Origin of the sequence: Pseudoalteromonas sp. NZS71_1 (genome assembly GCF_015864305.1) — a bacterium.
GTDB lineage: Bacteria > Pseudomonadota > Gammaproteobacteria > Enterobacterales > Alteromonadaceae > Pseudoalteromonas > Pseudoalteromonas arctica.
This window is the reverse complement of sequence record NZ_JADYXM010000006.1, coordinates 113718-139793: the sequence shown is the minus strand read 5'-3', so window position 1 is coordinate 139793 and position 26076 is coordinate 113718. Positions and strand designations below refer to the sequence as shown.

General features: G+C 37.8%; 18 protein-coding genes. 9 read left to right on the top strand and 9 right to left on the bottom strand.

The window, feature by feature from the left end:
• Positions 1-99: 99 nt before the first annotated feature.
• Together I6F43_RS11240 and I6F43_RS11235 are read right to left on the bottom strand one after the other, a co-directional pair.
• Positions 100-1269, bottom strand: coding sequence for a zinc-binding metallopeptidase family protein (locus tag I6F43_RS11240; RefSeq protein ID WP_169044822.1), 1170 nt, complete (start codon positions 1267-1269; stop codon positions 100-102).
• 69 nt (positions 1270-1338) lie between these two features.
• Positions 1339-2112, bottom strand: a complete 774-nt coding sequence (locus I6F43_RS11235) for an SHOCT domain-containing protein (protein WP_169044821.1) — start codon at positions 2110-2112, stop codon at positions 1339-1341.
• A gap of 1021 nt (positions 2113-3133) precedes the next feature.
• Here I6F43_RS11235 and I6F43_RS11230 point away from each other — a divergent pair.
• The 6 genes from I6F43_RS11230 (at position 3134) to I6F43_RS11205 (ending at position 13477) form a co-directional block, all read left to right on the top strand.
• Positions 3134-6445 (top strand): transglutaminase family protein, encoded by a 3312-nt coding sequence (locus I6F43_RS11230; RefSeq protein ID WP_197102342.1) that lies wholly within the window; start codon positions 3134-3136, stop codon positions 6443-6445.
• A gap of 112 nt (positions 6446-6557) precedes the next feature.
• The gene (locus tag I6F43_RS11225) at positions 6558-9077 is read left to right on the top strand and encodes a circularly permuted type 2 ATP-grasp protein (protein WP_024611321.1); all 2520 of its coding nucleotides are present in this window, start codon (positions 6558-6560) and stop codon (positions 9075-9077) included.
• The gene (locus I6F43_RS11220) at positions 9074-9952 is read left to right on the top strand and encodes a transglutaminase family protein (protein WP_024590933.1); all 879 of its coding nucleotides are present in this window, start codon (positions 9074-9076) and stop codon (positions 9950-9952) included. The genes I6F43_RS11225 and I6F43_RS11220 overlap by 4 nt, the downstream gene beginning before the upstream one ends.
• A gap of 46 nt (positions 9953-9998) precedes the next feature.
• Positions 9999-11453: a circularly permuted type 2 ATP-grasp protein gene (locus I6F43_RS11215; RefSeq protein ID WP_007585223.1), complete on the top strand. Its 1455-nt coding sequence runs from the start codon at positions 9999-10001 to the stop codon at positions 11451-11453.
• Position 11454: 1 nt separating this feature from the next.
• Complete coding sequence (locus tag I6F43_RS11210; protein WP_007585221.1) at positions 11455-12387, top strand: alpha-E domain-containing protein; 933 nt, start codon at positions 11455-11457, stop codon at positions 12385-12387.
• A gap of 436 nt (positions 12388-12823) precedes the next feature.
• A complete protein-coding gene (locus I6F43_RS11205; RefSeq protein ID WP_197102340.1) occupies positions 12824-13477 on the top strand; it encodes an MOSC domain-containing protein in 654 nt (217 codons plus the stop codon).
• A gap of 6 nt (positions 13478-13483) precedes the next feature.
• Here I6F43_RS11205 and I6F43_RS11200 read toward each other — a convergent pair whose 3' ends face one another.
• The gene (locus I6F43_RS11200) at positions 13484-14392 is read right to left on the bottom strand and encodes a LysR family transcriptional regulator (protein WP_197102338.1); all 909 of its coding nucleotides are present in this window, start codon (positions 14390-14392) and stop codon (positions 13484-13486) included.
• Positions 14393-14521: 129 nt separating this feature from the next.
• Between I6F43_RS11200 and I6F43_RS11195 the strand changes: the two genes are divergently transcribed.
• The 3 genes from I6F43_RS11195 (at position 14522) to I6F43_RS11185 (ending at position 17150) form a co-directional block, all read left to right on the top strand.
• Positions 14522-14959 carry a PACE efflux transporter gene (locus I6F43_RS11195; protein WP_007585216.1) on the top strand — a complete coding sequence of 146 codons (438 nt, stop codon included), beginning with the start codon at positions 14522-14524 and terminating at the stop codon, positions 14957-14959.
• 290 nt (positions 14960-15249) lie between these two features.
• Positions 15250-16704: a sensor histidine kinase gene (locus tag I6F43_RS11190; RefSeq protein WP_197102335.1), complete on the top strand. Its 1455-nt coding sequence runs from the start codon at positions 15250-15252 to the stop codon at positions 16702-16704.
• Positions 16701-17150, top strand: a complete 450-nt coding sequence (locus I6F43_RS11185; RefSeq protein WP_010552557.1) for a response regulator — start codon at positions 16701-16703, stop codon at positions 17148-17150. Before I6F43_RS11190 ends, I6F43_RS11185 begins: the two co-directional genes overlap by 4 nt.
• Before the next feature lie 153 nt (positions 17151-17303).
• Here I6F43_RS11185 and I6F43_RS11180 read toward each other — a convergent pair whose 3' ends face one another.
• The 6 genes from I6F43_RS11180 to nirB form a co-directional block, all read right to left on the bottom strand.
• On the bottom strand, positions 17304-19022 hold the full coding sequence (locus I6F43_RS11180; protein ID WP_197102333.1) for a two-component system response regulator: 1719 nt from the start codon (positions 19020-19022) through the stop codon (positions 17304-17306).
• A 58-nt stretch (positions 19023-19080) separates the two neighbouring features.
• The gene (locus tag I6F43_RS11175; protein WP_197102331.1) at positions 19081-20271 is read right to left on the bottom strand and encodes a sensor histidine kinase; all 1191 of its coding nucleotides are present in this window, start codon (positions 20269-20271) and stop codon (positions 19081-19083) included.
• Between the two features lie 279 nt (positions 20272-20550).
• On the bottom strand, positions 20551-21813 hold the full coding sequence (locus I6F43_RS11170; RefSeq protein ID WP_007585210.1) for a nitrate regulatory protein: 1263 nt from the start codon (positions 21811-21813) through the stop codon (positions 20551-20553).
• Between the two features lie 274 nt (positions 21814-22087).
• Positions 22088-22951 (bottom strand): uroporphyrinogen-III C-methyltransferase, encoded by an 864-nt coding sequence (gene cobA, locus I6F43_RS11165; protein ID WP_197102329.1) that lies wholly within the window; start codon positions 22949-22951, stop codon positions 22088-22090.
• Positions 22952-22960: 9 nt separating this feature from the next.
• Entirely contained in the window at positions 22961-23314 is a 354-nt protein-coding gene (gene nirD / locus I6F43_RS11160; RefSeq protein WP_002959861.1) for a nitrite reductase small subunit NirD, read from the bottom strand.
• A complete protein-coding gene (gene nirB, locus I6F43_RS11155) occupies positions 23301-25874 on the bottom strand; it encodes a nitrite reductase large subunit NirB (RefSeq protein ID WP_197102327.1) in 2574 nt (857 codons plus the stop codon). Before nirB ends, nirD begins: the two co-directional genes overlap by 14 nt.
• Positions 25875-26076: the final 202 nt, after the last annotated feature.

Below are 26076 nucleotides of genomic sequence, written 5' to 3'. Positions count from 1 at the left end.
TTTTTCTCATCATAAAAAAGCCACCTACCTATGCATGAAAAGTCATAGCAAGAATAAATGGCTCTTTATTAAAATGTTTTTTGGACTGAGCTTATTTTATTACACTTTTCCAATGCTCAAATCAGGCATTAAATTGAGCCTGTTATGAATGGCATGATGGATGAAAGATAACTTAGTTCGCACCGCTTGAGTAAGTACAAATGGGTAGGCATCGGCAAGTCCCATGCTGCGATTTAGTGAATTTAGAATGATCGAAAATTCCATCCAAGTATCTAAAATAGCATCAATCGATGTTTGTGAATTAAAGTAATAAGCACTTTGTGGCAATCGAAGCTCGTCTGCTTCATCTAATTCAAACTCATTACCCGTTGTTGAGCCTGTAATTGAAAAGTTTTTGGCTGTTTCTAAAGTATCGATAATATGCATGTAATGCGCCCATGTTTCTGCCCAGTCTTCATAAGGGTGCATAGTAGCGTATTCACTAATAAAGGTTTCATGCCAGTTAGCTGGCGCACCTTGCTTGTAATGAGTATCGAGCGCTTGCTGGTAATCTAATTCGTCATCACCAAAATATTGCTTACATAAAGTATGTTTTTTTGGTGAATTTGCGATTAGTTGATCAAAATAATAATGACCAAGTTCATGGCGAAAATGACCAAGTAAAGTACGGTAACGCTCACCCATTGCTATTTTAGCTTGAGAGCGTGCTACGTCGTCTGCCTCGGCTAGGTTTATAGTGATATGCCCGCAATCGTGCCCTGTAAATACAACGTCCTGACCTATAATAGGGCTTACAAAGTGATCGCTTACGTTACGGTCTGCTATAAAATCGAAGCTTAATCCGCTTTCAGGTTCTTGAATCGTTGTATTTAAAGGGAGTGATAATGATTTTAATGTATACAAAGCGCGACGTTTTGCTGTCTCCATTTTTTTCCATAATGGAATATGTTCAACAATACTTAAATCGGGCACCGTTTCATTAAAGCGGCACGAAAAACACAGCACTTCGTCTTTATCGGCAACAGGTATAAATGTGTCTAAATTAACCATACCATTGCATACGTGATACTGAGCGTTGTTATCACATTTTTTATAAAAAACTTCAGGCGCTTCTGCTTTGTAAAATAACCCCGATTGCTCATCAATTTCATAGGGTTCAACTTGATCGAAATCGTCATCAATACCCACGGTTCTGCCGCAAGCCAAACAATGGCTGCTTTCAAAAAATAAAATAAGTTGATCTGTGCAATTACATTTAAATGTTTTCATATGTTACCGAATAAAAAAGAGACCGTATAAACCACTTTTACTTAGCGCTATGCTATTGGAGGATAGTGGTTAAATCCTTTTTAAAAGTTCAGACTTTTTAATATTAAATTCATCATCACTCAACGCATTAGAGTCGCGAAGTTGTGCTAACTTTTCAATAATTTGAAGTGTTTCGTCTACCGAGTATTGCCCCACAGTATTATTAGCCGGTGCTTCAACTTGGTTTGGTGTTAACGATGCAAAATTCGGCTGCGTTACTTGCTGCGTAAAATCTTTTTTAGGTTCTGGAGGCGTTGGCGTTTGCCCTGAAATTAATGGCAGGGTATTTACATTAATTGTCCCCCACTGACTGTTAAATGTAAGAGAGGTATTATTGCCTTGCTGTTGGCTTACACCACCAATATTATGATCTAACGTGTCGTATACGCTCACTTGTCCATTTAATTCAACGGCTAAGCGATTAGGGAATATAGCGTAGCGAATATTATTTTGCGCACCACTGCTAAATGGGCTGCCTAGATTACCTGGCCACCATTGATTGCTGCCAGGCGTTCCTGCAGGAATAACCGGAAATATTTGGTTATTGCTCAATATATTAGCAAGTTCGTTGCACAAGTTATCAACGGTTGATTTTAAACCGTTGTTAAACATGTCGCCAACCATTGTCATTCCGCCACGCATCCATTGACCAGAACCACCAAGTTCTGGGCAATTAAACTGTGCCATTGAGCAACCGCCGTTATTAACGCTAACTAACATGTGAATTACTGCATCGTGACTGAGGTTATAACGAGATGCTATACCATTAACTAAGTTTTCACCGACATCTGTTAGCTTTTGCATAAGAAAATATCCTATTAGGTAGATTGGGTTGATTTAAAAAATCTGAAAATACGCTAGGCCGTGTTGATTTTTGGGATTGAAATTTGTTCAATCTAGGGGCGATTTAATCGCGGCGCGAGGTTTGTAACCTAGTGGGCTAAGTAAAAACCGAGCAACAAAGAGTCAATCGTCCCTAGAAAGAACCCAGGGGCAGCGCATGTTTGGCATTTATGCTGCGTTATCGCCTATGTATGGGGAACAACCACACATCATAGACTCTGCCTTGCTTAAATACCAAACACACTGCTGCAAATTCAACCACCAAAGAACAACACGCCCTAGTGCTGCATTACCTTTAGCATTGATGATAATGAAAAATTAACAGGTTAGTGAGGTGTGTTGGTTTTTCTAATTGGACGTGTTCTGTTTTGTCTGAAATTAAAACACACCGCTGCAAAACTAATCTTTAAAATAAGCATCTTTATATTAAAAGTTGCTTGTTTTATCTCATCGAGATTGTTAGTTTTGCTGTAACGTAAGCGGTTAAAAATCGATCTAGTATAGCACCGTTACTTACTTTAACAGCAGCTTTATTGTGAACTATTTCTTACTATTTAATGATTATTTTTAATGATTTTTAAACTATAAATAAATACTTTTAATTATACCCGTTTAGCGTTATAAATAACGGAGTAAGTATTTTAAAAAATTAACATTATTTGTTTTATTTCAATATTTTAAATTAACTAGTTTTAATTGTAAGTTATTTTTAAGCACTATTTTGGTGCATTATCTGCACCATTAAAAATCTAAAATTGATGGTATAAATTACACTAAGTTTAATTTTTACAGAGTTGGTGTGTTTTTTCTATTAATTTGGTCAAAACCTTTATGCATGGCGTTGCTTTGTGTATGAGTCGGCAAATGGATGAGGAGCACTAATTTATAAGTTTGCTGGTATAAAAATTGCACAAGTGAATTAGTCCAAATAATTTTTTCAGCGTTATATTGTGGCCATACATTATTAAAGGGGAATTAATAGATGACAATTACAGTTGGGATTTCGCACCATACTCAGTATAAATACGATCGGTCAGTTAATATGGGGCCGCATATATTCCGATTACGTCCCGCGCCACATAGCCGTACTAAAATTAAAAGCTATTCTTTAAAAATAGTACCAGAAGATCATTATATAAATTGGCAACAAGACCCTTTTGGTAATTACCAAGCAAGGGTAGTGTTTAACAAGCCAACTACCGAATTTAGTTTTACAGTTGATTTGGTCGCCGAACTAACGGTTATTAATCCTTTTGATTTCTTTTTAGAAGATTACGCCGAAAACTTCCCATTTGTTTACGATGCTATTTCAAAATCAGAACTCACTCCTTATTTAAAAAAACGCAAAGCCAGTCCAAAATTTAAAGAATTAATTGAATCTTTAAATCCTAAAGAGCCGCTTAGAAGCGTTGATTTTTTAGTCGCTGTTAATCAAGCTATATATGAATTAGTTGGTTATGGCATTCGTTTAGAACCTGGCGTACAAACAGCAAACGAAACAATAAGTAAAAAAACAGGTTCGTGTCGTGATTCCGCTTGGTTGTTAGTACAACTGTTTCGTCATTTAGGGTTGGCATCTCGCTTTGTATCGGGCTACTTAGTACAGCTAACCTCAGATCAAAAATCATTAGATGGTCCAAGTGGCCCAGAAGAAGACTTTACCGATTTACATGCATGGACCGAAGTGTATATTCCGGGTGCTGGCTGGATAGGGCTTGATCCTACCTCGGGTTTATTTGCCGGTGAAGGGCATATTCCATTGGCATGTACGCCAGAGCCAAGCTCGGCGGCGCCGGTTACAGGCGGTATAGACGACTGTAAATCTGAGTTTAGCTTTTATAATAAAGTAACGCGTGTACACGAAGACCCACGTGTAACTAAGCCTTATTCTGAGGCGCAGTGGGCGGCAATTAACCGCCTAGGTCAGCATGTTGATAATGTTTATAACGAAGAAAATATACATTTAACCATGGGTGGCGAGCCTACGTTTATTTCTATTGACGATATGGAACATCCTCAGTGGAATACTGATGCCGATGGCAAAGAAAAAAGAATATTAGCTCAAAATTTATTTGTAGAAATGAATAAAGTATACACAAAAGGTGGCTTTACTCATTACGGACAAGGTAAATGGTATCCGGGTGAGCCATTACCACGTTGGCAATATGCGTGCTATTGGCGCAAAGACGGCGAGCCTTTATGGCAAGATGCCGCACTATTAGCCGATCCTAATAAAGACTATAAATTTGATCATACCGATACTAAAAAGTTTGCTGATAAACTATGTGACTCACTTGGTCTTGAAACCAAGGCACTTACTACGGCTTATGAAGATATTTTATATCATATGTGGCAAGAAGCCTCATTACCTACCGAAATAAAGCCAGATCAACCAGAGCTTCTCCATGCAATGAGCCGAAAAGGCTTTTTAGCAAAAATGGATAAAGGTATAGAAAAGCCAGTTGGCTATGTTCTCCCTTTAAAATGGAACGATAGCAAAAACTGCTGGCAGTCGTGTACGTGGGAGTTTAAACGAGGCAATTGTTTCTTATTACCTGGTGAATCCCCAATGGGGTATCGCTTGCCTTTAGATAGCCTTGAATGGAGCGGCAATATTATTGACCGCGACCCGTTTGATATTCCAGAAAATTTTACCAAAGCTAAAAAGCTTAAAAAGGGCTTTATTGGTAAAGAAATGGTTAAAACTGCGCTTGTAATGGAAGTGAGAGAGGGGCGTTTATATATATTTATGCCACCAACAAGTCATTTTGAACATTACATGGGTTTAATAAGTAGTATAGAGAGTGTGGCTAAAGAACTTAAAATGCCGCTTGTTATTGAAGGCTATAGCCCACCTAAAGATAGCCGCGTAGAAAAATACGCTGTAACGCCAGATCCAGGTGTTATTGAAGTAAATATTCATCCTTCAACATCGTGGGATCAATTAGTCAGTCGAACCACAACGTTATACGGTTTAGCAAAAGAATGCCGATTAGGTACCGATAAGTTTATGGCAGATGGTCGCCATACTGGTACTGGTGGTGGTAACCACGTAACGCTTGGTGGCGAAACACCTGAGCAAAGCCCATTTTTACGCAGACCTGATATTTTAAGAAGTTTTATTACCTATTGGCAGCATCATCCTGGTTTGTCGTATTTATTTTCGGGGCTTTTTATTGGTCCTACAAGCCAAGCACCGCGAGTGGATGAAGCCCGTGATGAAGTTTTATATGAGCTAGAAATTGCCTTTTCGCATATGCCCGAAGGTGAGGTGCCTGAACCTTGGTTAGTTGATAGGTTACTGCGTAATTTATTAGTGGATTTAACGGGTAATACACACAGAGCAGAGTTTTGTATAGATAAGCTCTATTCACCCGACTCAGCCACAGGTCGTTTAGGGATTGTAGAATTTAGAGGCTTTGAAATGCCTCCACATTCACAAATGAGTTTAGTGCAAATGCTACTGTTGCGTACTTTACTAGCTTGGTTTTGGAAAAAACCTTACCACAAGCCATTAATACGTTGGGGTACAGAGTTACACGATAAGTTTTTATTACCACAATATGTAGAAAACGATTTAGCTGAAGTAAGCCGCGATTTACAACAGGCAGGTTTTCAATTTCAGTTAAGTTGGTTAAATCCATTTTTTGAATTTAGGTTTCCGGTATGTGGAACGCGAGAACTTGATAACGTTACACTTGAGCTTAGAACCGCAATCGAGCCTTGGCATGTACTAGGCGAAGAGGCAAGTGCGTCGGGTACGGCGCGCTATGTAGATTCGTCATTAGAAAGAGTACAAATAAAAGTACAAGGAACAATGAGCGATCGCTATGTTGTAACGTGTAATGGTCGAAGAGTGCCGCTTAAACCGGTTAAAGGTAAAGCAAAAGATGAAATGGTCGCGGGTATACGATACAGAGCTTGGCAACCACCTACAGCGCTTCACCCAACTATTGGCGTACATGCTCCATTAGTTTTTGATTTAATCGATACGTGGGAAGGTCGTTCAGTTGGAGGCTTTGTATATCATGTGAGCCATGCTGGGGGTCGTAATCCTGAAACGCTACCGGTTAATGCATTTGAAGCTGAAGGGCGCAGGGTTGCAAGATTTTGGGAGCATGGGCATACACCATCGTTACTTGCATCAGCAGAACCAAGCTGGAGCCCATCGGCGGTTACGCATAGTTTTCAATCGGCGCAAAGCGCAAGTGAATACGTGGTACCTGATGAAGAAAGTAGTAATCCTGATTATCCAAATACCTTGGATTTACGCAGGCAGCCCAACTTTAAATAATAATTGATAGTTGTGTCATTCCACTTTGAAATTATTTAAAGTGGAATGACTAAATATTTTTAAAGCATCATTATGAACACGGCTATTTACTATAAATTGGAGCGCTTTCAGCTTGTATATTAACAATAACGCGATGCCGGAATTGCCTGAGTGGTTGTCTTTATACCTTGATAAATCACATGGACATGATGAACTAGCAAACCACAGTGGTTTAAACCCAGACCATTGGGATACTTTATTTAAGCGTTTAGCTAGTCTAACAGCAGATGATGTTAGTAGCCGCGCTACAGAAATTAGCCAATTGCTACAAAATGGCAATATTAAAAATGAAAGCAATAAGCAGTGGCACTTCGACCCATTGCCATTTATGTTATCTAAAGCTGATTGGGCATTGCTCGAAGAGGGAATAAAACAAAGAACCCTTTTATTAAATAAAATTCAGCAAGATATTTACGGTGACCAAACACTATTAGTTGATGGTCATATTCCTGCAAAGCAGCTTTTTCAAGACCCTAATTACTTACGCGAAGGTTTTAGTTTACCTAGTAATGAATTAACACTTTTTTTTACTGCATTAGATGTTTACCGCACGCCAACAGGCGAATTTAAAGTATTAAGCGATCATTGTCAGTGCCCGCTGGGCTTAGGGCTATTAATTAAAAGCCGTATTATTGCAAGGCGTGTAATGGCTGAAGAATTTGCCGAATGTAATGTTCAGCAAATTAAAGAATTTTTAAACCTATTCCAAGAGGGTATTAACGAATATACCCACTATATGGATGACCCACGAATTGTAATTCTCACCCAAGGAATTGATGACCCTAACTACAACGAGCATGCATTCCTATCTACCTACTTTGGCTATACATTAGTACAAAGCGCCGACTTAACCGTACGTGGTGGTGACGTTTGTTTAAAATCGTTACAAGGCTTGGGTAAAATTAATGTCATTTTACGCTGGGTTTCTGATCGTTGTATTGACTCTTTAGAGCAAACTGAATATTCACTTCATGGTATTCCGGGCTTATTACAATCGGTACGACAAGGGTCGGTTAAGGTTTTAAACCCGTTTGGTAGCGGTGTGCTCTCGTCACCTTCAATAAAGTGCAACTTAGAAAAGTTATCGCAGCAAATTTTAAAACAACCGCTGTTGTTAGGTGAGCCAAATTACTTAAGTGTAAAAGAAGCGCAAGCCGTTGATTGGAATAATCTCGAACTACTATCTGCTATAGACCCTACACTTAAGTTAGATGGAGTGTTAGACGAGCAAGAAATAAAGCTACTTATTAGCAAAGAACCCGATAATTACTTTTTCCAAGAAAAACCTTCTTTTAGCAGTGCACCATTTTGGCATGACGGGCAATTAATCTCCAAGCCAGTGGTGTTTAGGTGTTATGCATTAACCACTGAAAATGGCGTAGAAGTACTTCCTTCAGCACTGTGCTTTTCGAACGAAAAAAGTAACAATCCGAGAATATCTGGTTGGATCAAAGATACATGGATAAATACAGCCGATAGAGTTGATTTAGGCGAGCATAATCCACCGGTGCCCATTAGAAAAAGAATGGATGTAACGCTACTTGAAGGGGTTATTTCGAGCCGTACGGCTGAGCACCTTTTTTGGTTGGGTCGATACTTAGAACGCTGCGAAAACACCATACGTATTTTGCGTATTTTTATAGACAAGTACACCGAGTTTTCTGTTTACCCAGATTCAATACGAAAAAGTATAGTTGCACGGCTTTCTAATGCCATTAGGTCGCAATATATTGTTTATCCCTATATAGAACCTGATTTAAAACTAGATGGCATTGATGTAAATCTGTCTAAAGAAACCGCCTTTCAACTCCTTGCAGACGAGCAATGCGCTGGCAGTATTATTAATACATTAAAGTACATTGCAAATGCGTCGGTGCAAATTCAAGAATTACTATCTCATGATAGTCGCCGAATAATTGATGATATTAATGAGCAAATTAAAGTATTTAAAAATGTAAATATTAATATTCCAACGCGTGCAATGCAAAGCAGTCTAGATAGAGTTATAGGCTCAATTATGGCTTTTAATGGCTCGATTACAGATTGTATGCCAAATAGTAATGGCTGGTTTTTACTCGAAATGGGCAGAAGAGTAGAGCGTAGCTTACAAATAACATCATTAAGTGCGGCTTTATTAACCAAAGAGTTAGACGAGCCCGAAGAGCTTGGCTTACTTGAAGCAGTGCTAAGTTGCCAAGTTAGTTTAGTTACGCATAAGCGCCGATACAGAATGTATCAAACCATTGGTACAGGGCTTGAGCTATTACTTTTAGATGCCGAATACCCACGTTCTTTATTATTTCAGTTAGAGGAAATTAATAAGTTGTGTAAGCATTTACCTACAAAACGCAGACAAGGCGTAATTGCGGCACACGAAAAAGCAATTTTACTTTCTAAAACAAGTTGTTATGTAACTGAGAAAGATTACCTACAAAAAAGTGAAAATGGACAACGTAACCAGTTAATCGAATTTAACCATAATACGCGTATGAACTTAGATACATTTTGTGATGTATTATTACTACAGTATTTTTCTCATACCCAAACGGCAAATAAATTGAACTGGACTAACATTGAGCAAGCTCAATCGTGAAATATAAAATAAAGCACTCGACTACATACAATTATTCTGACTTTGTTAGTTTGTGTCAAAACCAAGCGCGATTAACGCCAAAAACGAATCGCGGGCAAATATGCCACAGTAGTCGTGTAGAAATTGAACCTACACCGACTTACTTACAAACATTTACTGATTATTTTAATAATCAGGTAACAGCGTTTGAAATAGCAATACAGCATAAAAAACTTAAAGTAACGATGATCAGCGAGGTAGAACTGTTAGTCGGCGCTAATAGTAATTTAGAGAGCGTTGATATTGCTTGGCGAAAAGTACGTGATTTATTGGTTAAACCAAATACAGCGGAATTATTAAAAACGTCTGAATTTGTACTACCTTCACAGCTTATTCCAATAGATAAAGGAATTAAGGAATACGCATTAATTTCGTTTGATGCACACAAAAATATAATTTCTGCATGCAAAGATTTAATGGCACGGATTTTTCATGAATTTCATTATGATCCTGGTTTTACAACAATTAGTACGCCTTTGAGCACTGTTTTTGCACAAAAAAGGGGCGTTTGCCAAGACTTTGCACACTTTGCGCTTGCATGCTTACGCAGCGTAGGGTTAGCAGGTCGATACGTAAGTGGGTACATAGAAACCATGCCGCCAGAAGGCGAAGAAAAGCTAGAAGGTGCAGATGCAACTCATGCATGGTTTGCGGTATTTGTGCCAAACTTTGGTTGGGTTGATTTTGATCCAACAAATAATGTTTTACCACGCGATCAGCATATTACTCTAGCCGTAGGGCGAGACTTTTCTGACGTAACTCCTTTAAAAGGAGTGGTATTTGGTGGCGGTAGTCAATTGCTTGATGTAGCGGTTGATATGATTCGAATGGAATAGCAGTTTAACTACGTCATATATGATGATGGATAAGGTGAAAGAGTGTATGAAAATTGATTGGAAAGCGTACCAAACAAAAGGTTTCTTTGATGAATTAATTGATGCACAAGGAAACGTTAGATCGCATGGAACACAATTAGCACAATTTTTTGCTAATTTATCAGCAGAAGAATTAGTAAAAGCCAGAGCGGTTGCTGATTTAGCTATTAAAGAAATGGGTATTACTTTCACGGTTTACAACGAAGGTAATATGATAGATAGAGCCTGGCCGTTTGATATTATTCCGCGAACTATTGGTAAAAAAGAATGGCAAAGCGTAGAGGTTGGTTTAAAGCAACGTGTTGAAGCGCTTAACCTTTTTATAGATGATTTATACCACGACCAAAAAATAATAAAAGATGGTGTTTTTCCAAAAGGGTTACTAGAAAAATCAGTTAACTTTCGCCAGCAATGCGTGGGAATAAACCCGCCAAATAAAATATGGGCGCATATTTGTGGCTCAGATTTAGTACGCGATGGTAGCGGTACAATGTATGTGCTTGAGGATAACCTGCGTGTTCCTTCGGGTGTATCTTATATGCTTGAAAATCGCTCTGTAATGAAGCGTGTATTCCCTGAATTATTTGAGCAAGTATCGATTTTACCTGTTGATGATTACCCTTCACAATTATTTGATATGCTAGCGGCAATGTCGCCTCGTCCACAAGATAAACCAGAAGTCGTGGTACTTACTCCTGGGGTGTTTAACTCCGCTTATTTTGAACATTGTTACCTTGCCCAAGAAATGGGTTGCGAACTGGTAGAAGGGCGCGATTTAGTTGTTGAAAAAGATGACTGTGTATACATGAGAACAATCACAGGGCTACAACGAGTTGATGTTATTTATCGTCGTATAGATGATTTGTTTTTAGACCCAGAAGCCTTTTTACCAGAATCCCAACTTGGCGTTCCTGGATTAATGCGTGCTTGGTCTAAAGGTAATGTTGCTTTGGTTAATGCACCAGGCGCAGGTGTTGCTGATGACAAAGTAGTTTACGCCTATGTACCTGAGATGATTAAGTACTACTTAGGCGAGGAAGCTAAACTTGCTAATGTCCCAACGTTCAAATGTTTAGATCCGAAAGAATGCGACCATGTGATTAAAAATATCGATAAGCTTGTTGTTAAACCAGCAAATGAATCTGGCGGATATGGATTATTAATTGGTCCTAAATCGACTAAAAAAGAACAAGAAGCGTGTATTGCTCAAATTAAAGCGGACCCACGAAACTGGGTAGCTCAACCAACATTAGATTTATCAACAGTACCAACATTTGATGGTAATAAACCAGATGGTCGACATACCGATTTAAGACCGTTTATTTTATCATCAGGTAAAGATACGCAAGTTACCACTGGTGGATTAACGCGTGTTGCTATGGTTAAAGGCTCTTTGGTGGTTAATTCATCACAAGGTGGTGGCAGTAAAGATACTTGGATTGTTGACGAAGAGGCTAAATAATATGTTATCAAGAGTAGGCGAAACTTTATATTGGGTATCTCGATACATTGAGCGCGCGGAAAATGTAGCTCGTTTAATCAACGTTAACAATTTACTGATGATGGATTTACCCAAAGGCGTATGTACTGGCTGGGAGCCATTAATTGATATTATTGGTGTGCGTAAAGCGTATTCAGAAAACCATACTGATTTTACTGAACAAAAAGCATTAAGGTATTTACTTGTTGGTAGTGATAACAGCTCGTCAATTTTAAACTCTATTACTTCGGCACGAGAAAGCGCGCGTACAATCCGCGATGTAATACCTCGAGATGTATGGGAAGAAATTAACTCTCTTTATTATTATGTAAAAGATAATCAAAAAGAAGGGATAACAAAGCGCGGACGTTTTGATTATTTAAAAAAGATTATAGATTCAGCCCATCAAATATTTGGGGCGTTAGATGCCACAATTAATCATGATCAGGGCTATGTTTTTATCCGCTTTGGTTCGATTATAGAGCGCGCAGATATGACATCGCGAATTTTAGATATTCGCTCTGCTACGTTAATTACTAATGAAGAAGAAGTGAAGCCGTTTGATAATATTCAGTGGATCAGTTTATTGCGTTCGTTAAGTGCTTATCAAATGTATCGCCAAGAAATGGGCGTTAGAGTACAGCGTGCTGATGTAATAGAATTTGTGATGCACAGCAAAGTATTCCCACGATCTATTTTATTTTGTATGAATGAATTAAAAGCATTGGTTTTACCTTTGCCAAACTCAACAGAAATTATTAAATCAATTGATGATGCAATTGTTGAGTTAGAAAATAAAGACGTACGAGTACTTAAAAATGGTCTGTTGCATGACTTTATCGATGAAATACAAATAGACTTAGCTGGAATACATAACGGACTGGCCGAAACGTATTTTTTAAAACAAGCAGAATAATAAAAGCTGTATATTGTGAAATGACTGCTTAGGGCGTGTTGAACTTTGGCGGTTGAATTTACAGCAGACTGTTTGGTTTTTAGGCAAGACAGAGCCTATGTAGTGTGGTTATTCCCCATTAATGGGCGATAACGCAGCATAAATACCAAACATGCGCTGCCCTCTGGGTTCTTTCTAGGGACGATTAACTCTTTGTTGCCTACATGGATGTAGGTAAGGGGCGTGAGCAGGACGCGGAAGCTTTGCTCGGTTTTTACTTAGCCCACTAGGTTACAAAATTCGCGCCGCGATTTAATCGCCCCTAGATTGAATAAATTTCAATCCACAAAGATAAACACGCCCTAGTCTTGAGCGGTCATTTTTTTGCTTAAATTTATTTATAATAATTTTAAAACCTGCATAATTAATCTTTACTTCCTCATCCGTTGGTATCGCAATGAAAATCATCTCGACTAATATCTCTAAAATTAAAACTCTTATTCATAACGGTAAAGAGGTGAAAACGGGAATATTCAAAACCCCAACTAACGAACCTGTAGTGATTGAAAAGCTAAACATTATAGGTGACGAGCAAGCTGATTTAGTTAATCACGGCGGGGTAGATAAAGCGGTATATGCTTTTTCTCACAATCATTATGAGTATTGGAAACAAACCCTCGAGAATGATGACTTGGCAGTAGGTGCCTTTGGCGAAAACTTCACGATTTCTGACCTTGATGAAGCGAATATACACATAGGTGACCATATTCGAATTGGTACTGCACTGCTTGAAGTAAGCCAGCCTCGTGTACCCTGTTTTAAACTCGCTATCGCCCTTAATAATAAAAACAGTCTTAAACTGTTTACGCAGCATTACTGCACTGGCGTTTATTTTAGGGTACTAGAGCAAGGCGTTGCAAAAACGGGTGATAGTGTTGTTATCGAGAAGAAAGCATCGCACGACATATCAGTTAAAAAACTGTTCCAGGCATTTTTTGATAAAAAATACGTAGGTTATGAAGACATACTTTTAAAAGCATTAACTTTGCCAGAGCTTGCTGTAGAGTGGCAAGAAAAGCTAAAGAAGAAGCTTGCTATTAAAAGTGAATAAAGCAGTTTAAAACTGTTTTATTCCCGCGCTAGCACTCTTTAAAAAGTGTTGCTGCAACCTATTTATTAAACTTTGAAGAACAGGTCCTGCTGATTGGCTTCTTGAAACAACGCATCCTACAGGAGTAAGCCAACCGCCTTGTTCATGAGTAACGGGTAGCGTTACCACTTCAGCTTGGTTTATATACTTCTTAATAGCAAGCTCGGGTACAAGCGCCCAACCAATATCCTGAACTACTAAGTCGATAAGAGTTTGATGTGTATTTGCGTACCAAATTCTAGAGCTAATTGCGTAGCTAAACCATAACTCTTTTTGGCTAAGGCTGCGATGAACACATTGCCTATGGGCTTTTAAATCATTGCTTGTTACAGCCTTTAGCTTTGCAAGCGGGTGTTCTGGTGATGAAATCGTTAAAAATCGAGCTTGGCCCAATAGAAAAAAATCCATATCAACTTTTAGTTCCCCATCACTATAAATGATACCTACTTGTGCTTTTCCTATTTTTACTAAGTTTTCTACATCGTCAGTTGTTGTCGATATTATTTCGAAATTAGTAATCGGGAACTGATCAGCAAGTGGGGCAATCACTTTTAAAATATCTTGATTATTTAGGCTTTCATCAATAGCTATAATTACCTCATGCTCATAATTTTTTGCTAATGCATCCACTTTTTGGTCAAAATACTTTTGCTGATGAAGTATAGAGTATGCGACAGGTAACAATGCCTTACCACTGATCGTTAAGCTGGGTATATTTTTATTACGCGTAAACAATGTTTGATTAATCGCTATTTCAAGATTAGAAATAGCTTGGCTAATTCCCGATTGTGCACGGTTAAGCTTTCGGGCTGTTGCCGAAAAAGATCCTGTTTCTACCACGGTTACAAAAATTTTTAGTTGCTCAAAACTATACATATCATTCAACTTAAAGGTGAGTACTTATTTGCTCATCTTATCACTAAAGGTGATGGCTACTAACTTTGCAAATAATTAAATTATGTCACTATTATTTTCTTTAATTATTTGGCGTAAAAGGGGTTAATTATGGATGCAAAAATGGGGTCGCTAGAGAGGATGTTTCAGGCTGTTTTGTTTGAAGTATTAGCGGTAACGCTGTCGATTATTGGTTTGGCTGTATTTACAGAGCATGCAATATCGGCTTTATCAGGCACTATGATTATAATTGCAACGATTGCGATGTGTTGGAATTTTGTTTTTAATTGGTTTTTTGACAAAGTAGCTACCGGTGCAAAAGAGCAACGTTCTGTATTATTCCGTATTTTTCACGTGATTTTATTTCAAGGCGGGTTACTTGTTTTTACTATTCCCGTAATGGCGAGCATTTTAAACGTAGGCTTATGGGAAGCATTAATAATGGATATCGGCGTAACTTTTTTTATAACCCTTTACGCTTTTACTTTTAACCTAGTGTACGACCACACACGAGCCTATATTTTTCATTCAAAAAATGCTGCATGTTAATACACTTTTTAAATATGGGATGACTTAACAAAGTTTTGTATTTAGCTACTGGTGTATTTGCCAATGCACCAGCACTTTTAGAGGCGTAATATTACCCAAGTTTGCTTTATAGTGGCAAAAAACTAATAAAGGATCTTTTTATTAAAAGTGAATAAAGCTAAATATCAACTGTTATTCATAGAGGAGCTAGTAAAAAAGATAAAATCTGCTATACCTAAGGTTATAAATACTATAATTATTATAGTGTTATTTAAAAATTGTTGGGTTAGTAGCTAAAATAGGTGTCGTATATGAATATCTCAAGAAAACTGATGCTTATTGTAATATTAACTGCAGCAGAGATAAGTATTACTGTCTACTCAGCTTTTGAAATTGCTAAAGGAGCTAAGTTTCATCAACTTAACTTTCTTCATTTAAAGTATACACATCAACTTACCAAGTCAGTTAAAAAAATAGAAAATGATATCCCCATAGATATAAATACCATTGAGTCGGATATATTGTTAATTAGGCAGCAACCGATTGAATGTATTGAACAAATAAACCCGTTAAATTATGCTGTTATGAAAGTTATTAACACAGATCATACATTAACAATCTGTGAAAACGATATTGAAATTGCTGATAAAGCCTTATTGTCAGTTAATCAGTATAAAAAGGGGAAACTTAGTAGAGACGCTTTTTTACTAAATCTTAATACTTCGCTAAGTGGCTTTAATAAAAACACGGAGCTGTTTGAGGAACCAATTAGAAAAACAGTATCGTTTATACTAATGACGTTAATTCCACTTGTTATAATCATATCTTTTTTTAATATTCTTTTTATAAGTTATCTTTCTCGCACAATATCGAGCTCTATTCGAAATCTAACTCTACTTTTATCAAGTAAGCCCGAAAGCAATATTAATCTAGACGATGAACTTGATATAAAAACGTCGGGTGAATTAAAAGCACTCGTTATCGCGGCCAGACAGCGAATTAAAAATGATCTTTTAAATATTGAAAACAGTATTGAACTCAAAGAGATTATAAACAGCCAAACAGCTTCCCTGCAGCAAGCAAATGATGAGCTTGCCCAGTTTGCTTATCGGGCTTCCCATGACCTTAAGTCACCGCTGTCAGGGGCTAAATCCCTAGCGCATTTTGTTATCGAAGATATAAAAGCGGGAGACACAGAGGAGGCAAGCCGAAATGCACTGGTTATTTATCAACAAATGGAAAAGTTAGAAACACTCGTTGTTGATATTTTATTGTTAGCCAAAGCTGAAATTGGTAATGAAGATAAAGATTTAATTAACTTTAATCAGTTAATTATTGATATGAAAGAACGACTGTCTTGGCTCATGAAAGATAATCCTTGTACGCTCGAAACAACAATTAATCTATCAGTACCTATAAGGTCGGAAAAAGCGCGTTTTGCTCAAATTATTGAAAATTTGATATCAAATGGGCTGAAGTATTACGATAGAAATAAAGACTCGCCTTATGTCCGCTGTGATATTTTTAATGAGCAAGAGACGTTTTTTATTACTGTTACAGATAACGGAATGGGAATACCACAAAAGCATCAAAGTGAAGTGTTTGATATGTTTAAGCGATTTCATGCACAGACGAGCACAGGCTCTGGTTTAGGGATGGCGCTGGTTAAAAAACATATTGAGTATTTAAATGGTGAAGTATCACTGCAAAGCTCTGATGAAGGTACGACGTTTAAAATAATAATACCAATGGATAAGCTAACATGACAAAAATTAAACCCCCTATATTAATTGTCGATGACAATGAAGTTGACCGGTATATTCTTAAAAGATTAATTAAAGAGGCTGAATTAGATCTTACAATTTTTGAAAAAAAAGATGGTCAGGAAGCATTAGAATTTCTAGAAAATTATGAAGCTAACAGAAAAGAGTACCCTGATGGATTTCCTCCAATACTCATATTTTTGGACATCAATATGCCAAGAGTCAATGGTATTCAGTTTTTAGAAGAGTTTTCTAAACTGAGAAAGATGATAGAAATCAGCTCTTGTGTGGTTATGATGTTTAGCTCATCAGAAAGAGAAGAAGAAAAAAAGATTATAATGTCACACGATTTTGTTAAAGGTTACCTTGTAAAAGGAAGCTTTCAGGCAGCAGAGTTAAAAGAAAAAGTTTTGGCTGTCATCGGTCAGCATTTGGAAAAACACAGCTGATTTGCATGTGTTTTAGGTTTTAACCCGCTAGGCTGTGCCAATTAAAGAGCCTTTAGTTTGAGTATGTGGCACAAACCAAAGGTTTTTAGCTTAAGGTTATAAAGGTGTTTGATTTAAGCTTCAATTTTACAAAGGCTCAAAATAACCTATTTATTAAAGGCTTATTTTTTTACTATAGTCATCGAGCAGCAAATTAATTTCGTTTACAGGCATAGGCTTTGAAAAGAGAAAACCTTGTAAGTAGTCTATATTTAATTTTTTACACAGCTGATGCTGAGTTTCAGTTTCGATTCCTTCAGCTACCACAGAAAAATCTAGTTTCTTCAGCATTAAAGATAAGCTCTCGATTATTTTTAATCGCTTATTATTTTCTCCACCTATCGATTGCATGCTTTTGTCTAATTTTACTATATCAATAGGGTAGGAAATAAGGTGAGATATGGATGAATAACCCATACCAAAATCGTCCAAAGCAATCTTAAACCCTTTATTAGACAAAGAAGTTAATATTTCAATCACTTCTTTACTATTTTCCATAAAAGCTGTTTCTGTTATTTCCAGAATAATACTACTGGTTTTTAAATTGTATTTTTCGACCGTCTCTAATAGATACGTTTGTAAAACTTCTCTTTGCAGCTGTATCGGTGAAATATTAATAGATAGAGTTAACGGCGTTTGATAGTCTTTCTGCCACAAAGATAACTGCTCTAAAGCGCTCGCAATTATCCATTTTCCAAGGGGCGCTATTAATCGGCACTCTTCAGCAATAGGAATAAACTCATCGGGGGTATAATTAACGGTTGTATCTGGCCAACGGATAAGGGCTTCGACACCTGTCATTATTTGTGTTTTTGAACAATAAACAGGTTGATAAAATAACCTAAAGTTTTTTTCCTCTATATGCTCTTTTATACTATTTTGAATATCTACCCGACGACTAAATTCATATTGATATTGCTCTTTGTAAAAGCTTATTCTACTTTTACCACTTTGCTTTGAGCGATACATTGCAATATCAGCACATTTTAGCAGTTCATGAGATTCAGTAGCATCATTTGGGTATATGGCGCTTCCAATGCTAACACTGCAATTTAAAGTTCTGCCTTCATGTAAAAAGGGTTTAGAAACTTCAGCTAAAATTCTATTTGCTATCATACCTATTTGATTAATGTTGCAAATTCCACCTATTATAACTGCAAATTCATCGCCTCCTAAGCGTGCAAATCCTTCGTTTTGCCTCAGGCAACTATGAATCCTTTCTACTGTTTGTATTAAAATTTCGTCACCGACACTATGCCCAAGCGTATCATTAATATTTTTGAAGTTATCTAAATCTAAAGCAAGTAACGCCACGCAGTTTTTAGCACGTTTATTGTTAGCTATCATTACTTTTAGTATTTCTTCAAAATGATATCGATTAGACAAACCAGTAAGCTGATCCCTCTCAGCCATGTGCTTTACAGCAAGATAACTGTTGTGCATACGTTGTTCTGCTTCGAAGCGTTTTTTGGCATATATAAGCGCTTTATTTAAACTATCCCTCGTTATATCACCTTTTGGTAAAAAGTCTTGAGCGCCTGCTTCTATACACTCAATAGCCAAAGCTGAGTTCTCTGAGGAGCTAATCATGATAATTGCGGTGTTACCGAGTTTAGGCTTTGCACGCATTTCAATTAGCATTTCAATGCCATCTTCTTTAGGCATATTATAATCGAGTAGTATTATATCAAAGTGCGTGTCTTCAATGGCTTTCAAACCCTCGGATACGCACGTTACCTCGGTAATGTCATGATGATGAGAGCCATCAGAAATAAGCATTTTTTTAATTAATTTGCGATCAACTAAGTCATCATCAACAATTAAAATATTCATAAGTTCCTTCTAAGAGCAGCATCTACATGATGCTCGTTTATAATTGATAATTTCATAGTTAAACTTTGGGCCAAAAAATAGTGAATGTACTGCCAAGTTCCCCATCGGAGGCTACTTCAATTTTGCCCCCATAATTAATAATGAGCTTATTGGCAATACAGAGTCCTATGCCGCTCCCTTCAACATCATCTCGAGATTGCAATGTCTGAAATAACTTAAATATGAGTGAAAAATATTTAGGGTCAATTCCAGGGCCATTATCTGTTATCTCAATAATGTAATATTGATTAGAGGGGATAAGTGAAATATCGATAACCGGGTGCTCTTTATTGTTATGTTTTATTGCATTACTAATAAGATTTTGAAAAACAGTTTTAAAAGGGATCAGCGGTATATCGAGTACTTCGTTATTGGCGTGTATATCAACAGTGACAGCTTGTGGAACTTCTAAAATTTGTTCTATATCTTGGTAAATACTTTCTAAAGATATGTTTGCATGAGTTGAATCACAGCTATTTATTCTCGAGTAGCTTAGTAAATCTTCTAGCAGTACTTGCATTCTATTAGCCCGGCTGAGCACAAGCTGAAAGTTTTCTAGGTGCTCTTGAGGGAGTAAATCTTTACAGTCATCATAAATCCACTCTAATAAACGTTTTATAGCATTTAATGGTGACTTTAGATCGTGTGAAGCAATACTGGTAAATTCATCTAGTTCATCGCTCATTTTTTGTAATTTTTTGATTAGGCGATCTTTTTCAGTTTCGTCTTTTTTTAGCTCGCTAATTGTTGAGTGAAACTTAGAACTGTTTATTTTATCTAATGAATTTTTACGTTGGACTAACTGATTAACAAAGTTTTTTTGTAAACTATTTAAGATTAATTTTTCTTTTTCGGTAAGTAGTGAATCACTTGCTCGGTCAAATATAAACCATCCAAATTTAAGGTTTGAGGGCAAAATAATAGGTGATACCACTCTAAATATTTTAGGAGCATGCTCGATAATCGATTCATTAAAAACGTCATCAGATAGTTGCTCTTTAGCTACTGTTATTTTTGAACCTGATTTATATAGCTCGACAGCACGTTGAGGCAGGTTAGCAACAATAGAGAATGAGCTTGCATCAAAAATGTTTAAAATTAGCTCAGCAAAGCTTTTTAAGCTTGTTTGAATGTCATTATCAAGAGAAGTCGTTAATTGCTGCTCATCTATTAATGATACACCTTCTAAATAACTCTCTACATTGGGCATTCAAACTCCTACAACAGTATTAAATAAATATGCCTCATTAAAATGAGATGCAACAAATGATTAACTTATTGTAGTTGATTATTTTGAATGTGTTGAATTATTCACTTTATAAATTAACGCCAAATTAAAGCCTTACCTTATTATAGTCAGTAGCTTATGAATCTATTTTCTAATAAGGTAAAACTAAGTCTGATCGTGAAATTTATGACTGAATAAATAAGTATTATGTTGGGTAGTGTTCTTACTAAAGATCAACATGCCCAAGTAAAAACAGCATATTTAATCGCTCATTTGTATAATTGTTTGCGCTACGCTAAATAAGGTTTTATGCGTATCCATTGCTTGTTTTTGTAGCTGTTTATGGGCTTGCTCTTCAGTGAGCTTTAACTGCTCAATAAGTATGTACTTGGCTTGGTGAATTACCTTTTGCTCACTAATTACTTTTTTAGCATCAAGTAACGCTTGGTTTATTTGTTTAATATGCTGGCTTTGCTCGATAATTAAATCGTACATACTTTTATTACTATTGAGCTTATCGGCCGCTATGTTTTGGCTCACTTCTGGCTCTGGTTGCTTAACGGCTAATTGGCCAAAAGTAGGGGCTATGTGTTGCTCTACCATATTGTTAAGTACCTGCTTATTTGTATTTAAGCTACGTTGAGCACAGGCTATTTGCATTGCTGCGGTATCAATTAACTGATCTGCTATATTTTGTTCAATTTTGTGCATTATATCTATGCGCGTAGTGGTTACTTCGTACCATACTTCGCTCAGTTGTGAGAGCGGTTGAGCGTTCTCGTCATCGAGCTTTTGCAGTAAACTTCTAAGTTGCTCTACCTGATTATTAACCTGATGCGTTGTTAGTGTGCCAAAACATTTTAAAAGGTGCGCATCGGCGTACTCATTAAAAAAGTCAAAGCTGTGGTTTTGCTCTTGTACAAAATGCGCGAGTTGTTGTTTTTGTTCTGTGGTAAATTTACTCGCTGCAAATGCTTGTGCACCACAGGCACGCTCTTGTCCTGCGTATTCTTTACCTTGCATAAAATTAAAAAATGCGACTAATAAGCGCGTTATTTTGGGATCGCTTGCGCCATCAGCTGCCTCTAAAATAATATTGAGTAAACTAGCAATTAACTGAGTGAATGACTGCGTAGCATGTACCGCACTAATGTTTTGTTGTGCTATTTGCTTGCGCAATACCGGTAATGCATCGAGTGCTTGTAAGCTATAGGTAATTAAATTAAATAACCGAGTATGGCCAGTATCGGCGTTGTCGTTTATAAATGTTTGTTTAAGAGAATCATAAAATGCAGTTTGTGCGCTGTCGCTTAAAGGGATTTGTTCTTGTAATTGGGTTTTAAATCGCTCTCGATTTGAGGCCAAAAATATATTACTCATTGCGCGTTCTTTTTGTAACTGATGTACAAAATCGCCTAATTTAGTAAGCGAGGCACAACTGTTTTGTAATTGCTTTAGCGCGTGTATTTCTTGATACTTTGCTGCTAATAAAAACTGTTTTGTGAGAGGATTGCTTGTCGCCATTGGTATTATTCCACACTTTTTTGTTTTTAAAGTGCAACCACTGTTCCAATCATTAATAAATTTCATCATTGAATTTAAAATCAAGCTAATACAATTGCTTAAAGTGTAATTTTTGTTTATCACTGTATTTCTATAATTTAAATTGCCATTACTTTTAACTTATTTGGTGCATTTAAACATGTTATTGCACACAACTTGAACCCAAATTAAAAACAAAAAAAGCGCCTACTCCTGGGGAGGTAGTAAGCGCGAAAAGTGCATTATTCATTTTGTATCATGCGTTAACATTTATACTGTTTAATAACTCAGGGCTAATTGCCATTTTATGATTTATTACTTCACCAATCATAATAAGGGTAGGACCTTGAAGGTTGTGTTTAGCATGCTCACTTACAACATGCTCAAGCGTACTGGTAATTACTTTTTGCTTAGTGGTAGTGGCATTCTCTATTAGTGCAATGGGTGTATTACTTGGCCAGCCCACTGATTGCAAACCGTTGCTTAGCGTTTGTAAGCGCGAAAGCCCCATATAAACCACTAAAGTGGGGTTGTTGTTTGCAGGCATAAACGCGTAATTTTGCCAATGAGGTTGCTTGTTAGGATCGGCAAACTGCGCCGTTAAAAATGTAACACTACGCGCTACATCGCGTGCAGTGAGCGGAATACCCGTATAAGCAGAAGTAGCACAAGCTGTTGTTACACCCGGAACAATAGCAAAATTAATATTATGCTTAGTTAGCGCATCGGCTTCTTCGTTAATACGTGCAAATATACTCGGATCGCCGCCTTTTAAACGCACTACGTTTAAGCCCTGTTGCGCGTATTTAACCAGTAGTTCGCAAATGTTAGCTTGGGTCATCGAATGCTTACCAGCACGTTTACCTACAAATACTCGCTGTGCTTTTTTAGGAAGCGTTTTTAATAAATCATCGCTTACTAACCAATCGTATAAAACAATATCGGCGGTATTAATTAATCGCTGCGCTTTTACCGTAATTAGCTCTGCGTCTCCTGGGCCCGCACCAATTATATAAACGTTGCCGCTTTTAGCACTGCGATCATTTGAGCTTGTTAGCTTAGTAACAAGCTTATTTAGCCACACGTTTTCAATACCCGAAAAATAAGACAATACACTCATACTATTCCCCTAAGCCACAGCTGTTGTAACTTTTGGTTCAGAGCTTATAAATACACTTCCGTCTTCAATTTTTGCATTAAAAACCGGTAAGTGTATTGCTTCTGCTTCTAAACATTCGCCTGTTTCTAGGCAAAAGTGTTGCTTATATAAAGGCGATGCGACAACTAATTTATTGTCGATTGAGCCAATAATGCCACGCGATAATACATTGGCTTTGCCAATCGGGTCGTAGTTGCTAATGGCAAACACAGCCGTTGGATTTTGTGGAATGTAAAAAATAGCCACTTGCTGATTATTAACTAATGCGCATACGCCGCTATTAGCCACTAGGTTGTCGATTGTTCCAATATTATGCCAAGACATCAGCTTGCTCCTCTTCAACTTCCATTACTGGAATACGGTTTTGTGTATTACGTTGCTCACGTTTTTCGGCTTCTGTAGCAGGGCGAATTTGGTTACGCTCTTGCACAAATAAAATGTTGTCGTCGGTTTCGGGGCTATTAACAAACTGGCGGAATCGTTTGGCAGCATCTGGGCTTTCAATGGCTTTTTTCCACTCACACGCATAGGTTTGTGTAATTAATTCCATTTGCGCTTCTAGCTCATCGCAAATGCCTAAGCTGTCGTCAATGACGACACTTTTAAGGTAGTCTAAACCGCCTTCAAGATTTTCCATCCATACCGACGTACGTTGTAATTTGTCAGCTGTTTTAATGTAAAACATAATCACGCGGTCAATGTATTTAATCAGTGTTGGCGTGTCTAAATCGGTTGCAAATAAATCAGCATGGCGAGGGCGCATACCGCCATTACCACACACGTATAAGTTCCAGCCGTTTTCGGTAGCTATAATGCCAATATCTTTACTTTGTGCTTCGGCGCATTCGCGGGTACAACCCGATACCGCCATTTTAAATTTATGCGGTGCACGAAGTCCTTTGTAGCGGTTTTCTATTTCTATTGCGTGTCCAACGCTGTCTTGCACACCATAACGACACCACGTACTACCCACACACGATTTAACGGTTCTAAGAGACTTACCATAAGCATGACCTGTCTCAAATCCGGCTTCAATAAGTCGCTCCCAAATAACAGGGAGCTCTTCTAAGCGCGCACCAAATAAATCAATACGCTGACCACCAGTGACTTTGCAGTACAGGTTAAAGTCTTTTGCTACTTGTCCAATTACAATGAGTTTGTCGGGCGTTATTTCGCCACCAGCAATACGGGGTACTACAGAGTACGAACCATCTTTTTGCATATTTGCTAGGTACGTATCGTTAGTGTCTTGCAAGCCAACATGGGCGGGTTCTAAAATAAAGTCGTTCCATGTTGAGGCTAAAATAGAGCCAATGGCAGGTTTACATATTTCACAGCCATGACCGCTGCCGTGTTTAGTTAGTAAGTCATCAAAGCTTTTAATGCTTTCTACTTTTACCATGTGCAGTAGTTCTTGGCGTGAATACGCAAAGTGCTCACATACATGGTTGTTAACTTCAACTCCGCGACTTGCTAATTCGTTATCAACAACTGATTTTAGTAACGCAGCACAACCGCCACAGCCGCTTGCTGCTTTAGTGCATGATTTTACCGAGGCTAAATCGCATGAGCCGCCATCAATTGCACCTACAATGTCGCCTTTACTCACATTGTGACACGAACAAATAGTGGCGGTGTCGGGTAGGGCACTGCCAGATAACGACGGCGCGCCGCTGCTGTCTGGTAAAATTAAACACTCAGGGTTTTCTGGTAAGTCCATGTCGTTAAGCATGTACTGTAATAAAGTATCGTAATCGCTGGTATCGCCAACAAGTACAGCGCCCAGTAATTTATCGCCTTTTTCACTTAGTATTATTTTTTTATAACAGCCGCGAATAGCGTCTTGATATATAAGCTCTTTACAGTCTGGCGTTTTTGCATGAGCGTCGCCAATTGAGCCTACTTCCACGCCTAATAGCTTAAGTTTGGTGCTCATATCGGCACCTAAAAACTCAAGCTCGCCACCACTTAATTGACTCGCTGCAACGCGCGCCATGTTGTAACCCGGTGCTACTAAACCAAATAGTTTTTTGTCCCACAGGGCACATTCACCAATGGCTAAAATATCAGGATCTGACGTTTGGCATTGATTATTAATAATAATACCGCCGCGTTCACCCAGTTCTAAATCAGCAATTTTACCTAGCTGATCATACGGGCGAATACCGGCAGAGAACAAAATTAGGTCTGTTTCTAAAAATGACTCATCCGAAAAATTTAATCTAAAGCGACTGGTTTCGCCTTTTACTATTTCGCTGGTTGCTTTTGATGTGTGTACCGTTACGCCAAGTTTTTCTATTTTATTTTTTAGTAGCGTACCGCCTTGTCCATCAAGTTGAACAGCCATAAGTTGTGGCGCAAATTCAACTACGTGGGTATCAAGCCCTAGTTGCTTAATGGCGTTTGCGGCTTCAAGCCCCAACAAACCACCGCCAATAACAACACCGCTTTTACTTACAGCGGCACTGGCTTTTATTTGTTCTAAATCTTCTAATGTGCGATACACCAAACAATGGGGTTGGTCGTTACCTTTTATAGGCGGCACAAACGGAAATGAACCTGTTGCAAGTATAAGTTTGTCGTACGGGTATTGCTCACCTGTTAATGTGGTCACTATTTTTGCTGTTCTATCAATGCCTTCAACCCACTGGCTGGTATGCACATTAATATTAAGCTGTTTGTAGTTGTCGTGAGTGGTAAGTGCTAAATCGGCGGCGGTTTTGCCATCAAATACACTTGATAAGTACACGCGATCGTATGCAAGATTTGCTTCTCCGCAAAGTACAGTAATGTCTGCGTTGGCATCGCTTTGGCGCATTTGCTCAACAAAGTGGTGTCCGACCATACCATTACCAATAATGAGTATTTTTTGCGAGGTTTGCATAGGGCATTCCTTAAAGTGACGGTTTAAATACAAATAACAAAAAAGCCCGCCACAAATACGCAATATGCATAACTGTGTGCGGGCTTCTTTGCCGATGGTTGCTAATAGCTATTGTGCTCACAACCTAAATTTTTGCCGTAAGTAAAACGGGCTTGTTAATAGAATGTTTGCAAAAATACAGCCAGTTTTTTAAGTTATTGTT

Coding starts and splice junctions, on each gene's coding strand:
- I6F43_RS11185 (WP_010552557.1), top strand. CDS start 16,701: ATGACAAAAATTAAACCCCCTATATTAATTGTCGATGACAATGAAGTT.
- I6F43_RS11205 (WP_197102340.1), top strand. CDS start 12,824: ATGAAAATCATCTCGACTAATATCTCTAAAATTAAAACTCTTATTCAT.
- I6F43_RS11240 (WP_169044822.1), bottom strand. CDS start 1,269: ATGAAAACATTTAAATGTAATTGCACAGATCAACTTATTTTATTTTTT.
- cobA (WP_197102329.1), bottom strand. CDS start 22,951: ATGAGTGTATTGTCTTATTTTTCGGGTATTGAAAACGTGTGGCTAAAT.
- I6F43_RS11200 (WP_197102338.1), bottom strand. CDS start 14,392: ATGTATAGTTTTGAGCAACTAAAAATTTTTGTAACCGTGGTAGAAACA.
- I6F43_RS11190 (WP_197102335.1), top strand. CDS start 15,250: ATGAATATCTCAAGAAAACTGATGCTTATTGTAATATTAACTGCAGCA.
- nirB (WP_197102327.1), bottom strand. CDS start 25,874: ATGCAAACCTCGCAAAAAATACTCATTATTGGTAATGGTATGGTCGGA.
- I6F43_RS11195 (WP_007585216.1), top strand. CDS start 14,522: ATGGATGCAAAAATGGGGTCGCTAGAGAGGATGTTTCAGGCTGTTTTG.
- I6F43_RS11235 (WP_169044821.1), bottom strand. CDS start 2,112: ATGCAAAAGCTAACAGATGTCGGTGAAAACTTAGTTAATGGTATAGCA.
- I6F43_RS11175 (WP_197102331.1), bottom strand. CDS start 20,271: ATGCCCAATGTAGAGAGTTATTTAGAAGGTGTATCATTAATAGATGAG.
- I6F43_RS11180 (WP_197102333.1), bottom strand. CDS start 19,022: ATGAATATTTTAATTGTTGATGATGACTTAGTTGATCGCAAATTAATT.
- I6F43_RS11230 (WP_197102342.1), top strand. CDS start 3,134: ATGACAATTACAGTTGGGATTTCGCACCATACTCAGTATAAATACGAT.
- I6F43_RS11170 (WP_007585210.1), bottom strand. CDS start 21,813: ATGGCGACAAGCAATCCTCTCACAAAACAGTTTTTATTAGCAGCAAAG.
- I6F43_RS11210 (WP_007585221.1), top strand. CDS start 11,455: ATGTTATCAAGAGTAGGCGAAACTTTATATTGGGTATCTCGATACATT.
- nirD (WP_002959861.1), bottom strand. CDS start 23,314: ATGTCTTGGCATAATATTGGAACAATCGACAACCTAGTGGCTAATAGC.
- I6F43_RS11215 (WP_007585223.1), top strand. CDS start 9,999: ATGAAAATTGATTGGAAAGCGTACCAAACAAAAGGTTTCTTTGATGAA.